Annotated in this window: 5 protein-coding genes; all 5 read left to right on the forward strand. The window is 45.1% G+C overall.

Features of this window, described 5'->3' with window-relative positions:
* The first annotated feature begins 60 nt into the window (after positions 1–60).
* The 5 genes from KTV93_RS12530 to KTV93_RS09090 all read left to right on the forward strand — a co-directional run bounded on the left by KTV93_RS12530 (position 61) and on the right by KTV93_RS09090 (position 15,261).
* Positions 61–4,965 (forward strand): glycine-rich domain-containing protein, encoded by a 4,905-nt coding sequence (locus KTV93_RS12530; RefSeq protein ID WP_218248631.1) that lies wholly within the window; start codon positions 61–63, stop codon positions 4,963–4,965.
* Positions 4,966–5,517: 552 nt separating this feature from the next.
* Entirely contained in the window at positions 5,518–11,946 is a 6,429-nt protein-coding gene (locus KTV93_RS09075) for a YDG domain-containing protein (protein ID WP_218248632.1), read from the forward strand.
* A 59-nt stretch (positions 11,947–12,005) separates the two neighbouring features.
* The gene (locus tag KTV93_RS09080) at positions 12,006–12,275 is read left to right on the forward strand and encodes a hypothetical protein (RefSeq protein ID WP_218248633.1); all 270 of its coding nucleotides are present in this window, start codon (positions 12,006–12,008) and stop codon (positions 12,273–12,275) included.
* A 178-nt stretch (positions 12,276–12,453) separates the two neighbouring features.
* Positions 12,454–14,394, forward strand: a complete 1,941-nt coding sequence (locus tag KTV93_RS09085) for a polysaccharide biosynthesis protein (protein ID WP_218248634.1) — start codon at positions 12,454–12,456, stop codon at positions 14,392–14,394.
* 45 nt (positions 14,395–14,439) lie between these two features.
* Positions 14,440–15,261, forward strand: a complete 822-nt coding sequence (locus tag KTV93_RS09090; RefSeq protein ID WP_230259145.1) for a polysaccharide biosynthesis/export family protein — start codon at positions 14,440–14,442, stop codon at positions 15,259–15,261.

Raw genomic sequence — 15,261 nt, forward strand, 5'->3', positions numbered from 1 at the left:
GTAATGGCTTTGTTTTTAAAGGTCTTCATAATCAACTGTTTAAAAATTAAAATTCTTTATATGAGTAAAAAAAATACTCTTTTTCATTCCGGAATCTTTCTGAACATTCTTCCGTTACTGGCGATCATCATGTCGTCTTTTTCATTCGGACAGGCGACGCAGACGTATAATGCGCCTGGAACCTACACCTTTAAGGTGCCGCCCGGCGTGACCAGTCTTAAAATTGAAGCCTGGGGAGCAGGCTCGGGGGGTAATAACGACATCAGCCGAGGCGGTGGAGGCGGTGCTTTCGCCGGAAATAACACGGTAGCAGTAACCCCCGGTGCTGAATATACGGTAAGAGTAGGAGGCGGTGGAGCTGCCGGAACAGGTAACAATGGAGAAGACTCGAGTTTTGGCAGTCTGGTTGTTGCCAAAGGCGGCAACGGAGCTGCCGGAGGTTCAGCTTCAGCCAGTACCGGTACGATCACATACAGTGGCGGTAACGGTGGGAGGAGTTACGGTAACGGAGGTGCCGGCGGTGGAGGATCTGCCGGTGCTTTGGGCGATGGAGGAAATGGCGCAGATACCAATAGCGGAACCGGCGCTGCCGGTGGAGCCGCGGGTTCAGGTGGCGGAGCCGCCGGAGGAAATGGAGGTAATACCAACAATAATGGAGGTAACGGTGCATTTCCAGGTGGCGGAGGCGGAGAGCGGGGAAGTAACGGTACTAGCATTGGCTCCGGTGCCGGCGGAAACGGCCAGGTCATCATCACGTATACGCCGGCCTATGTTGCCCAAATCATCTCCGCGAATACCGGATCAGCGACTTGGTGTGCAGGAGAGACCCGAAATGTAAGTGTCACCATTAAAAATGTCGGGTCCCAACCCTGGACCGATATACCTGGCACAGGTGGTAAAGATTTCAATATCGGTATCAAATGGAACCAGAACGGAACCAGCTGGCCTGACTATAATGTTCGGGTTGACGCCGGAAATTTAGCGCCCGGGGATACCAAAACCTATACGTTCACCATCACAGCGTCCAATAATGTAGGCGGTGCTTATACCACACCACTCGCTGCGGGCATGAATAACCTTACTTTCGATGTGGTTTATGAGGCGGTTGCCTGGTTCGGTAATAATCCTGCCGGTACTGGAGTGGGACCCGGGAATGCAGTTTTTACTACTCCGGCTCAAACCATAACAGCCCTCACTTCAGTAGGAAATAACATTTTATCATATACCAACGGTACTTCAGGCCGTAGCAATGCTACGGCTGCAGAAAATGGAAATGCAGGTTTGACTGCTCCTGCAGGTACTTACTTCGCTACGGTTAATTTTGCGAGTTACGGTATGCCTGGCGGAACCGCACCCAATTTTACTTTTGGTTCCTGTCATGCTGCAACGAGTCAGTCAGTAACTGAAAATTATCTGTTAGGTAACTCCGGCTCTGTAACGATACCGGCAACCAATGCGGTTTTTGGAGATCCATGTTCGGGAACGGTGAAGAAACTGTCTGTTTCAGCGTCTTACGTGCAGCCAGTCTGCAGTGGCAGCAGTGTGACGATCACCGGAACCACCCCGACCGGAGGTAACGGAACTTTTACATATCTGTGGGAAAGCAGTACGACCAGCGCAACATCCGGCTTTGTGCCTGCTTCCGGTACTAATAACGGACTCAATTATACTACAGGTGCCCTTGCGCAGACGACCTGGTTCAGAAGGTATGTGACTTCAGGCTGTGCCAGCGGATATTCTGCGGTAGTGATGGTAAAGGTGAACCCAACACCGGCAGTGCCTGTGATTGCAACAGCTGCGCCCACGTGTGCAGCGCAGGGTACGGCCACAATAACCAATTATGCGGCTACCAATGCCTACACCTTCAATCCGGCCGGCCCTACCGTGGGATCCGGTGGTGTGATCTCCGGCCTCACCGCAGGGACCAGCTATACCGTGACCTCTGGTAACGCCAGTTGTACATCGTCTGCGAGTGCGTCTTTCTCGGTGGCTGCAAGACTGCCCAACGGAACGGTAACGCTCAGTTCAGCAGCAGGAACGAACAGTCAGATCCGATGTATCAACAGTGCCATTACTGCTATAACTTATACAACTACCGGCGCAACTGGAGCGACAGTGACGGGACTTCCAGCAGGAGTAACCGGAAGCTGGGCTTCCAATGTGTTGACCATCAGCGGAACGCCGACGGCATCAGGAACCTTTAATTATACCGTTACTTTAACAGGCGGCTGCGGCAGTAGTACTGCTACAGGAACGATTACGGTGACGGCAGCGAATACGGTGGGAACAGCTTCGTCCACTCCGACTTTATGTATCAGTACTCCGTTAACGGCCATTACTCATTCAACGACCGGTGCAACGGGAATTGGAACCGCGACAGGTCTTCCTGCCGGAGTTTCTGCAAGCTGGTCAGGAAACGTGATTACAATCAGCGGAACACCGACTGCATCAGGAACGTTTAATTACAGTATTCCGTTAACAGGCGGATGCGGAAGTATTAATGCAACAGGAACGATTACGGTGACGGCTAATAACACGGTTACATTAACCTCGGCAGCAGGAACCAACAGTCAGACCCGATGTATCAACAGTGAAGTTACCCCGATTACTTATGCAACTACCGGCGCAACGGGAGCGACAGTGACCGGACTTCCAGCAGGCCTAACCGGAGCATGGGCTTCCAATGTGGTGACCATCAGCGGAACGCCGACGCAAGCAGGAACCTTTAATTATACCGTTACTTTAACAGGCGGCTGTGGACAGGTAACGGCGACAGGAACGATTATGGTGACGGTACCTTCTGTTGGAGGAACGGTGGCTTCAGCCCAGACCATCTGTTCCGGCAATGCTCCCGCTGATCTCATTTTAAGCGGTCATACGGGATCTGTTGTGAAATGGCAGAAATCTGCGGATGCCGCATTTACAGGTTCAGTGGATATCGCTTATACTTCAACGACTCTAACAGGAGCTCTGATAGGAAATCTTACAGCCAATACCTATTTCAGGGCAGTGGTTCAGAACGGCAGCTGTTCGGTGGCGTATTCTGCCCCCGTACTCATTACCGTAAATCCGTTACCTACGGCAGCGGTGTCGGCAATAGGAACAGGACAGATCTGTACTACAGCAGATGTGGTATTCAATATCGTAGGAACGCCCGGATCCTTGGTTAGCTACAACCTCAACGGAGCAGGAACCACAAATATCACCCTTTCAGCCGGAGGAACCGCACAGGTAACAGTGAACGGTGCCACCTCGAGCCAGACGCTGAATCTGATTTCCGCTTCGAACGGAACGTGTACCGGTATGCTTACAGGAAGTAGCAGCACGGCAACGGTTATTTTCAGTGCTACCACATGGAACGGAACATCATGGGATAACGGCTTGCCGGACAATACCAAAATGGCAATATTCGCAGCAGACTATTTCACGGCATTGGGTGACATCACCGCCTGTGCATGCCAAACCAACAGTGGGGTAACCCTTACCATTGCAGAAAACGATTTTGTAGAGGTTCAGAAAAATATCATCAACAACGGTAATATTGTAGTGAAAAGCAACGGTAACCTCATTCAGAAAAGTGATAGCGGTACTTATATTGCTGGAACTGGTGCCAGCTTTACGGTAGAACGAAGTGTGGAGAATGTAAGAAATGATCTGGCGACCTTTATGGATTATGTATACTGGAGTTCACCGGTTACAGGACAGGATCTTCAGGCGTTCTCTCCCGGAACACCGCGAAACAGGATTTTCCAGTACAATGAATCCAATGATTACTTTTATCAGGCTCCGGAAAGCGAATTTATCAACGGTAAAGGATATGCTTTCCGTGCTGAAGGAGGTTTATCCAATCCTTACAGTAAGACGTATACCTTTAAGGGCGTACCGAATAATGGTGTGATCACCAGAGCTGTTACCAAATCACCCAACACAGGGGTTGGCGGTGCCGTGGAACATGGTTATAACCTCATCGGAAATCCTTATCCGTCGAACATCAATGTGGATCAGCTGTTCATTAATAATGCCTCAGTAATCCACGGAACTGCATGGTTCTGGCACAATAAGATATTTACGCTCAACCAGCAGGGAAGCAGTTACAGCGGGAATAATTACGCCGTATATAACGGAACAGGCGGAACAGGTGCCACCGGCGGAGCAGTCGCTCCGAATGGAATAGTGCAGGTCGGTCAGGGCTTCCTGGTTCAGGCAAAAACTGCCGGTACGGTAGTGTTCAGAAACAGCTATGGTGCCGGTGATGATCTTCGGGTTTCCACACCAGGGATCTTCTATCAGAAAGGGAATCAGAAAAACAGGTTCTGGCTTGAGCTCAAGTCACCGAAAGAGATTATTAACAGTCAGCTTATCGGTTATGTACCGGGATCGACAGACGGATACGAAAAAGATTACGATGCGGAAATCCTGGGACTGACTTCCGATGTCTTCTACTCGAAAACGGGGGACAGGAGATTGCTGATTCAGGGGAAAGGACTGTTCACCGACACCGATAAAGTGGTGCTGGGAGCCAATTTCTTTGAGAACGGAAACTACACCATTTCCCTTCAGAATGCGGAAGGTGTTTTTTCCGCAGGACAGGCCATCTATCTTAGAGACCTCGTGCTGAATACGGAAACCAACCTGGCAACAGGCAGCTACACTTTCGCGGCAGGCAAGGGACTGAGTGAAGGGCGTTTCGAGATTGTGTACCGTCCGGGAGCTGTTCTCGCATCAGGTAACAACAGTAAAGACGTTCTTGAGGTATTCCGCGATGCGGATGATTTCACCGTGCGTTCTTCCAACAGAAGAATCGCTCAGGTTGAAGTGTTTGATGCTTCGGGAAGATTGGCTCATTCGTATGCTGCGACAGGTAAGCAAACCGTGGTTCCCGCCCAGACTTTAGCTAACGGGATTTATATCCTGAAAATCACTCTGGAAAACGGAGAACAGGTTCAGCGGAAAATTGTAAAATAATTTCAGTATTACTTAAAAGATAAAAGCCCCGATTTTTTCGGGGTTTTTTTGTGAGCTTCGAATCGGCAATGAAGTTTGCTTTGCTGACTTCGGCAGTTAACAAAGAAAAGGAGGTGAGTTAGGAACTAAGGGCTAAGAGATAAGTAGTGAGGGCTAAGAGCTAAGAGTGTTAGCTGGGCTGTGGGTTAAACATTTTATTAATTCCGTAAACTTATCTATGCATTTTGCCACGCTGTAAGCGCTAACGAGGAAAAGATATGCTCACTTTCCAATGGGTAGCGGAACTTCCCGAAGCTAACTTTCAATATTATAGGGCTGGGTGTTTAAAACGGGAATTTTTAGGAGTCTAATATCCGCAATTGCCGATGAAATAAAGAAAATAGAAACGGGGAATCTTTATTGATCCCTTAATTATATCAAACGATTGTTTGGAATGATGTTAACTAAATGATAAATTTTTGAAAATATTTTAAAAAAAAATCAAACCGATTCAAAAAAGATGTAATTTTGCTCCCCCAAATAATGGCAACCCTCTCTTATTAAATTCTTTAGATGATGAAAACAGCTATATATTCTTTCTTTAAACCGCTTCTGGCAGCTTTATTCTTTTTTGTTTCTACCGCAGGGTGGGGACAGATTAATATTACTACAACCGGTAGCTATTCTCAGGATTTTAACACTTTAATTAGTTCTGGTAGTGCTACATGGAATAATAATGCAACAATACCAAACTGGTATGCAAAGAGAACTGGAACAGGTAGTACTATTGCAGCTGATTCCGGTGCAGCTAGCGGAGGTAACTTATATAGTTATGGTGAATCCTCAAATTTGGAGCGAGCATTAGGTTCTTTAGGGTCTGGTAATGCAGCTGCTGGAAGTTTTGCGTATGGTGTCCTTCTAAGAAATAATTCTTCCGTGAGTGTTACAGATATAAAAGTAACTTATGTATTGGAACAATGGAGAAACAGTGCGGTAGCAACTGCACACGATATTAAGTTTTTTTATAAAGTAAGTTCATCCGCAATTTCTGATTTGCAGCCCAATGTGAATACCTCATGGACTCCTGTAACAAGCTTAGATACATCAGGGCCTATTACTGGAGGTGTTGCAGGCCCACTAAATGGAAATTTACCAGCTAATAGGGTTACTAAAACCAATGTCACTATTCCTGGATTAAATTTGGGAGTTGGTGAGTATATAATGCTAAAATGGGATGATGCTGACCATTCTGGAAGTGATCATGGATTATCAATCGATGATGTAACAGTAGCATGGACGGTTGCCCCTACTGCCACTATATCCTTTGCAAACCTCCAGTTTCCGGGATCTCACACGATGAATGAAGGCAGTACCTTTGATGTGTATGGCCAGGTTTATGCGGCAGGGTTAACGGAAGCTGCTGGTGCAGGAACAGGGATTACAGCACAAGTGGGGTACAGTACAAACAACACTAACCCCGACACGTGGACAAACTGGATTAATGGTGCCTTTAATACGCAGGTTGGAAATAATGATGAATTTAAAACAACGTGGGGAAATAATCTCACGCCAGGAACATACTATTATGCCACAAGATTCAGAATAGGTAATGGAGCCTGGGTTTATGGCGGTTATAATACCAATGTCCCAACAGCGGGCGGTATCTGGAACGGAACCGCTAATGTAAGTGGTGTCCTTACTGTGAATTCCAATAAAGTAACTTGGGGAAATTTTCAGCATCCCTTCACCGGTACGGTAGTTTTGGGTTCCAATTATGACGTATATGGTCAGGTTCATGATCCGGAAATTACTCCCCCGCCAGGACAAGGAGCGGGTATCTCAGCGGAAGTTGGGTTCAGTTTATCAAATACCAACCCTAATTCCCCAACAGGTTGGACTTGGAATTCTGCTTCATACAATACTGATTCCGGGAACAATGATGAGTACAGATATAATATTGGAAGTAAATTCACCTCAGGAGGTACGCATTATATGGCCTTCCGATATAGAAAATCAGGAAGTACGGAGTACGTTTATGGCGGAACGGGTGGTATTTGGAATAGTGATAATGCAACAGTAGATGTTACGGTTCCTGTCAATATTACAAGCACCCTTACAAAATCTACAATTTACGGGGCCGCAGATTCATATACCATTACCGCGACCGGTTCAACTCCATTTACCTATGCAGCAACCGGTTTACCCGCAGGATTAACAATTATTGCGACGACAGGTGTCATTTCCGGAACGGTAACAGGTAATGTTGGAACCTACAACGTGACTATTTCTGCAACCAATGGTGGAGGAACTGATACAGAAACATTGGTATGGACGGTCAATCCAAGAGCTATAACAATAACCGGATTAGCAGGCGTAAATAAAATTTATGATGCGACAACTTCCGCAACGTTATCCGGAACGCCGGTCTTAAATACAATTGTACCAGGAGATGACGTCAGCATCACAGGAACTCCAACCGCAAGTTTTGGCTCGAAAACAGTGGGAACAGCCAAACCCATTACTGTAACAGGTTTTACTTTAGCCGGAACAAAGGCAGGGAATTATACGGTGACTCAGCCCACAGGTTTAACGGCCAATATCACAACAAAAGCTTTAACGGTTACAGGTGCAGTTGCGCAAAACAAAGATTATGACGGATCTACGGCTGCTACCATCACAGGCGCAACATTAGTGGGTGTTATTTCATCGGATGAAGTTACGGTCTCCGGTGGCGGAACATTTGCCCAGCCAAATGTAGGTACAGGGATTTCGGTTACCGCAAACCTTTCTCTGGGAGGTACAGATGCCGGAAACTATACCTTAACCCAACCAGCAGGTCTGAGTGCGAATATTACTGCGGTTTCTCCCACGATTAGTGCTACAGTAATTACCATAAATGTTGGGGGAACTTACGCTTTACCGGGGGCTAATATCAGCAGTAATTCTACAGGTGCTTTTAGTTATATATTAGGGACACCTGTTCCCGCAGGTTCAATCACATTAACTGGCAGCAATACCTTAAACGGAATTGCAGTAGGCAGTGCAACGCTTACTGTAAACCAGACTGCCAATGGAAATTATACGGCGGGAACGGGAACGGTAACCGTAAATGTAATCAGTTGTACCCCACCTGTTTGGGAAGAGAATTTTGATTATGGAAGTTGTGATATTGTAGATATTTCGACAAACTCAGAATTCATGTCTAGTTGGGCATTTCAAAGTAATGGAACTGATCCATTAAAATACAATACAACCGGTCTTACCTATTTAGGGTACGCTAGTTCAGGAATCGGCGGAAGTGGCCAATATGAAGGTGGTGCAGATGATGATTTTAGGAGAGAAATTTCTGGAAGTACAGGTATTTCCTCAGGAGCTTTATATGCTTCTTTTATGCTAAATGTCGTTGGAGCTGGTGCAGCTGACTATTTTCTATCCTTTATGGATAACAATTCGAATCCATCCTTTTATGGATTAGTGCAAATGAGATCTTCGGGATTGGGATACCAACTTGGTATTAGAAAATCTACAACAGGAACAATTGTATGGAACACACCGGTATTATCATTTAATAGCACTTATTTAATTGTTGTTAAAAATGAATTTGTATCGGGTAGCGTTAATGATGTCTTTAAAATGTGGATTATTCCAAATGGAGTGCCTGGAACTGAAGCATTGGCAGGAACTCCAACATTAACAGCTGTCACAGCAGATACTGATCCTAATACTTCCATCAGGTATTTTGCAATTCGTCAAACAGGGAAAGAAAATGCTTTTGTTGACGGCATCCGTGTTGCAACGTCTTGGGAAAGTTTATTTTGCGGTACCGCTCCCATAGCAAAAACATATACTTGGACCGGAGCAAGTTCTTCTGCATGGTCCAATGCAACGAATTGGTCACCAAATGGCGTTCCATCTAACATTGACAATATAGTAATTAATTCTTTGGGAGCTAACAAATTGAATATTACAGATTGTCGAACTGTGAAAGATTTCAAGCTCAACGAAACAGGTGAATTTAATGTAAGCGCAAATGGAACATTAACGATTAACGGTAATATAATCTATGGCGGAACAGCCTCTGCTACTTTAAACTGTGCGAGCACGGTAAATATTACCAGCCCGTCATCGCAGCCAGTGCCGCCACTTTCGTATGGTAATCTGGATGTAAGAGGGGGAGACCGTGTATTCTCGCCAACCGGGGAAATCGGTATTTGCGGAGCTTTCAATGTGGAGCCAAACAATTATTCTTACACGGTAACCAATAGCACCGTCAATTATAAATCACCGGACCCGAACTGGGTTATGATGCCTTTTACCTACCACCATCTCAAATTTACAGGAACAGGTGATTTTTCTATAGGTTATTCGGATCCGCAGGTTGATAAGACCATAAATGTTCAGGGTGATTTCACCCAAACTGCAGGCACTTTATATTTGGGAGAAACAACGTCGAATACAGCAACATTGAATGTTGACGGCAATATGACCGTTACCGGAGGCGTTTTACAGATGAATTATGTATCCGGTGGGAAAGGTATTGTTAACCTTAAAGGTAATTTTTCGGGTTCTGCATCTGCAGTTATGGAGGCCGCAAATACCGGAGCTGCTTTTAATTTTACAGGCTCTGGCTCGCAGGCGAATCCACAGCAAATCAGTTATGCCAACCAAGGCAGTGCTTCGAAAATTATTTTCACTGTAAATTCGGGTACATACGCCAAACTGGTCAATCAGGATTTTGCCTTAGGAACAAATTCTAAATTCAATGTTTTATCAGGCGGTACTTTAGATTTTGGGTTTAATGGCTCCCAGGCTTTAAATATAGTCCGGGTTGCAAGTCAAACGGGGCAAACCTTTGCTCTTGAAGATGGCGGAACATTAAAAATCAGTTCTCCCGACGGCATTAGCACTTTCGGAAATTATACGGGTAATGTTCAGGTTGGAGCAACAACGGCAGAAAACCGGAAGTTTGGCGACAACGCTACGTATCACTATGTTGGGAAAACCACCCAGGTTTCGGGGAATGGTTTGCCAGGGACTGCTTCAGGAAAAAAAGTAATTATTGAACTGGAAACTACTAATTCACCGGCAGACGATAATTTGGACTTTACAGTGAATGGTCTTAAATATTTCACCAGTGCCGGTCAACTGGAAATCAGAAAAGGAAAAGTCATTGATGCTGCAGGCAATGGTTTTGCCGACGCAAGTTCTGAAGACGGATCGCTCCTTATGAGTGGGGGCAGATATAAAATTTCAAGAGGGGGTACTCAGCCGAGTCTGGGTGGGGACTACATTTTAACCGGAGGTGTGATAGAGTTTTCCGGTACACCTGCCATCAATATCAGAACCGGAAATCCCGCAAAACAGTATTTCAACGTAGATGTCTCCGGCAGTAATGTAACGCCGGGCGGGAAAAATTTAGTGGTCAATAATGAACTTAAAGTCACTTCCGCTACGGCAGTATTAACCATCCCGGAAGTGCCTGACAGTGAAAATCCTTATGTGGTAACCGCTCATAAAGGAATTCAGGTCGCCGAGGGCGGACAGGCAATTTTTAAAAACAACGCCAATCTGATGCAGGATGAAGATGCAGTAAACACTGGAAGTGTACAGGTGGAGCGAACAACGAAGATGAAAAAGATGGATTATGTCTACTGGAGTTCGCCAGTACAAGGGCAGAAGTTGCTAAATACCATAAATCCAAATTCAGAAAGCAGTACAGGAGGTTTTTCACCGGGAACTCCCAATACCAGAATCTTCAGATATAATGAGCCGAATGATTATTTTTATGCCACCACAGATACTGATTTTGTTGCGGGCAAAGGCTACGCCATCAGAGGGAAAAGCGGTTATGGAACGACCCCGACAGCTGACATTTTCAATTTTACCGGAACACCTCATAATGGTGATGAAATTACTGTAGAGGTGCAGAGAAGTCCAAACAATGCTTTTCAGCACGGATATAATTTAATAGGTAATCCATATTTGTCGGCATTGGATTTTCAAAAGTTTTTTGACGGAAATTCTTCCTCCATCAAAGGGACTGCATGGTTTTGGAGCAACGCTTTTGAGACTTTATACCAAACCGGATCCGTTAATTATCTGGTTAATAATTATGCAGTACTTACCCTCGCAGGCGGGTCGCCCCCAACCACTACGCCTGGTAACTACGCAATTTACACCCCTACGGAAAAGATCAAAGCAGGACAGGGTTTTATTGTACAGGTTAGGGATGAACTGGCAACTACATCGGTTGTTGAGAAAGACCTGATTTTCAAAAATACTATGCGAATTACCGGAGGAGGCGTTTTCTTCAATAACCCAGCCCGACAACAGGAAGAAAAAAACCGCTATTGGTTGAGATTTGTTTCGCCGGATGGAATTGCCAATACCATTCTTTTGGCCCACATGGCGGGTGCAACCGATGGTTATGATCAGGATTATGATGCAGAACTTTTCACGGTTGCCGACGATTCGTTCTATTCCGTTACCGATTCCCGCAAAATGCAGGTTCAGGCAAAAGGGGAGTTTGTGCAAGATTCAAAAATAGATATCGGTACGAAGCAAAGTAAAGACGGTAATTATACCATCGAATTGGTACAGCCCGAGGGGATTTTTGGCAGCGGGCAGGGAGTATATCTCCACGATAAACTGAACGGGACCTATACCAATTTGTTTGAACATGACTATACATTCGCGGCCAGCAAAGGATTTACAGATAACCGTTTTGAGATCGTTTACAAACCTGGCAATGTATTAGGTACGGGTAATCATGCGACAAAAGATGATCTGTTGATTTACAGAGACGGTGATTTATTTGTTATAAAATCTTCTTCAGCTACTATAGATGAGATCGAAATTTTCGACGCGAGCGGAAGACTTTTGGTAAATTTACATCCCCAAAGTACGGTCGCGAAGATTAATGGCTCGGTACTGAGGAATGGGGTGTACTTCCTGAAAATAGACAGAAAAGGTTCTGTAACCAATAAAAAAATTATAAAATAAATTCAGTACTCAATTTAATTATATTTATATATTCTTATATTTGCCCAAAATTGACTTTAATGAGAAAATCATTCTTTATATTTATATTATTATTAAGTATCAACGTAAGTGCTCAGATGCAGGCCAACCGCTTCGAAGACGAAGCCAGCACCCAGCAAACTGACCAGTACGAAGCGGAAAGTTCTGAAAAGGAACCCGAAGTGGCCTACGGACCGGGTGGACCGGGTGAAGATCCCGTTCCCATCGACGACTACATTCCGCTGCTTGTGATTATCGCAGCAGTACTTATTGCCTACAAAACCTACCACAGGAAATCCCTGTCCAGATGATACCGCAAACCCGAAATCAGTTTCGGGTTTATTTTTGCGGATGAGGCTGTGTACCGTTAACGCGGTGTTAAAAAACCTTTGATTTCGGCAGATTAATGCGTGTAATTTCGTAATATTGTGCAGGAGTATACTCACCGGAGTGTAAAATAAGGGTAATTTATCAATTTACTTAGAATCTATGGGCTTTGGCAAGAATCTGAAAACTAAACTGTACAGCGGCGATAACCTGATGAACCTGTCGGATGTAAGGTACCTGCCGCGCTGGGTCGTTCTTTTTATCGATATTTTCTTTATTTCGCTCGCGATCTTTTTTTCGTGCTACCTCATTGAAAAGCTGAGCTACAGTACCATTAAGGTGTTTTCGCACCGGGGTCTCATGTATCTGCTGATTCTGGGGGTGAGTGTGGTGTTCATGTTCATGTTCCGCACCTTTTCGGGCATCATCCGGCATTCGACTTTTATCGATTTATTCAAGCTTTTTCTGGCGACCCTCAGCACGACGGTGGTGGTGGGATTCGGAAGTTTCGGGTATTATTTTGTGACCGGGCAGCGCATCATCCACATGTCGGTTCCGTTCCTGGCCATTTTCTTTGCGACTTCATTTATCCTGCTTTTTCTTTTCCGGCTTTTTGTAAAGGAGTTTTTCCATATCATCCGCGAATTCCGCAGGAGTACGCTCAGGAAAAGAATTCTGGTGCTGGGCATCGATGAACAATCGGTGGCGGTGGCGCGTGCCATTCTCGACAATCCTAATGTGCCTTACCATATCGTGGGGTTTCTTACCCAGAGACATGATTACCGCCGGGCCAACTTATTAGGCAAACCCATTTACGGCAAAGAGCGCATTGAGAAAAACAGCAAGGATGACCTGATGCTGGACGGTGTGGTTCTGGTAAAAGAGATGATGACGAAAGAGGAAATGAATTCGTGGGTGAACCTTTTCCTGGAGAAAGACCTGCAGGTCTTTAAAGCCCCGTCAGTACAGAAGCTCCGCGATAACGACATTGAAGGTTCCATTAAATCCCTTCAGATTGAGGACCTGCTGAACCGTAAACCCATCCGCATCGAAAATGAAGATCTTAAGAACCGCCATTACGGCAAATCGATCCTCATCACCGGGGGTGCAGGTTCTATAGGAAGCGAAATTGTGCGGCAGGCCGCGCAGCTGGAACCGGACCTGATCGTGGTACTGGACCAGGCAGAAACGCCACTCTATGATATCGAGATGGAAATGCGCGCTAAGTTCCCGAGGATCCGCTTTAAATTTGTTCTTGCCGATATTTCTAACCGTCACCGGATCGAACCGCTGTTCCAGAAATATCAGTTCTCGATGGTGTATCACGCTGCAGCCTATAAACACGTTCCGCTGATTGAAGAAAATCCACATGAAGCCATTCTGGTGAATATTCTCGGCAGCAAGAATCTTTCTACTTTAGCAAGCAAATACAGTGTAAACCGCTTCGTGATGATCTCTACGGATAAAGCGGTGAAGCCTACCAACGTAATGGGCGCCTCCAAACGTGCGGCAGAACTTTTCGTACAGGCATTGCAAAATACTGAAAACAATACCACCAAGTTTATCACTACCCGTTTTGGAAATGTGCTTGGCTCCAATGGCTCTGTTATTCCGCATTTTAAAAAGCAGATTGAGAAAGGCGGTCCTGTCACCATTACCCATCCCGATATTGTGAGGTATTTTATGACCATCCCGGAGGCCTGCGATCTGGTACTCCAGGCAGGAACCATGGGTAAAGGAGGTGAAATTTTTGTTTTTGATATGGGTGAGCCTGTGAAGATTCTGGATCTTGCGAAGCGCATGATTAAACTTTCCGGCTTTGAACCACATACGGATATCAAAATTATCTACACTGGCCTGAGACCGGGGGAAAAGCTGTACGAGGAACTCCTTAGCGACGATGCCAAAACCCTTCCTACCCACAATGAAAAGATCCTGATTTCCAAAGATCCCAATATGGAATTTAAGGATATTGAGCGTTATACGAACCACATTGTAAAAGCTGCGATCCGGCGCGAAAAGACCGAGGTAGTGCAGATTCTGAAAGATATTGTGCCTGAATTTAAAAGCAACAATTCGGTTTATGAAGTTTTGGATAAGTAAGATAGAATTGTATATTTGCAGGCATCGATATTTTAAATGGTACTCATGAACAAAAATAAAGTCATTCTTTTATTCGCTTTTCTTCTTGCGCTTTCGGCGTGCAAAACGCAGAATCAACCCAGTGAACTTAATTATATGCAGAATGTGGAGCAGATTGCCACTGAGGCGGTACTGAAAAATTCTGTAACAACCATTCAAAAGGGGGATCAGCTTGCCATATTTATTACTGCCAAAGATATGACCGTAGTAAAACCGTTCAACCAAAACTATTCTTCTGCCGAGGCCTCACAATATTCTACCCCAAGTACCAATGCGCCTGCTGCGCAGATACTGGATAAAAGTACGGCTCCGATCTATCAGGTAGACAGTAATGGAGAAATTGATTTTCCAGTATTGGGAAAACTGAGCGCGACTGGCAAAACCTTAGTTGATTTTAAAGATGAAATCAGGGACAGGGTGGCAGTATTTGTGAAAAATCCTTCAGTAAGCCTGAAAATCACCAATTATAAAATTACGGTTCTGGGTGAAGTAAACAATCCCGGACAATATACAGTACCCGACGGACAGGCCAATGTGTTGAATGCTCTGGGTTTGGCAGGTGATCTCACCATGTACGGAAAGCGGAATGATATTCTCCTTGTAAGAAATGAAGAAGGACGTATTTTAAAAGAACGCATCAATCTTATGGATGCCAATTTTATTAATTCCCCTTTTTATGAACTTAAACAGAATGACGTGATTTACGTTTCAGCAAATGAAACCAAGGAAAAAACTGCCCGTCTGAATCCGAACACGGGTACTTATATCGCAATTGCCGGTACCATCATTGGTTTGGCGGGAATTTTCATTACGATTTTTAAAAAATAA

This window comes from Kaistella faecalis, from assembly GCF_019195395.1.
Lineage (GTDB): Bacteria > Bacteroidota > Bacteroidia > Flavobacteriales > Weeksellaceae > Kaistella > Kaistella faecalis.

Excerpts from the sequence above, each read along its gene's own strand:
- KTV93_RS12530 (WP_218248631.1), top strand. The coding sequence starts at position 61 with ATGAGTAAAAAAAATACTCTTTTTCATTCCGGAATCTTTCTGAACATT.
- KTV93_RS09075 (WP_218248632.1), top strand. The coding sequence starts at position 5,518 with ATGATGAAAACAGCTATATATTCTTTCTTTAAACCGCTTCTGGCAGCT.
- KTV93_RS09080 (WP_218248633.1), top strand. The coding sequence starts at position 12,006 with ATGAGAAAATCATTCTTTATATTTATATTATTATTAAGTATCAACGTA.
- KTV93_RS09085 (WP_218248634.1), top strand. The coding sequence starts at position 12,454 with ATGGGCTTTGGCAAGAATCTGAAAACTAAACTGTACAGCGGCGATAAC.
- KTV93_RS09090 (WP_230259145.1), top strand. The coding sequence starts at position 14,440 with ATGAACAAAAATAAAGTCATTCTTTTATTCGCTTTTCTTCTTGCGCTT.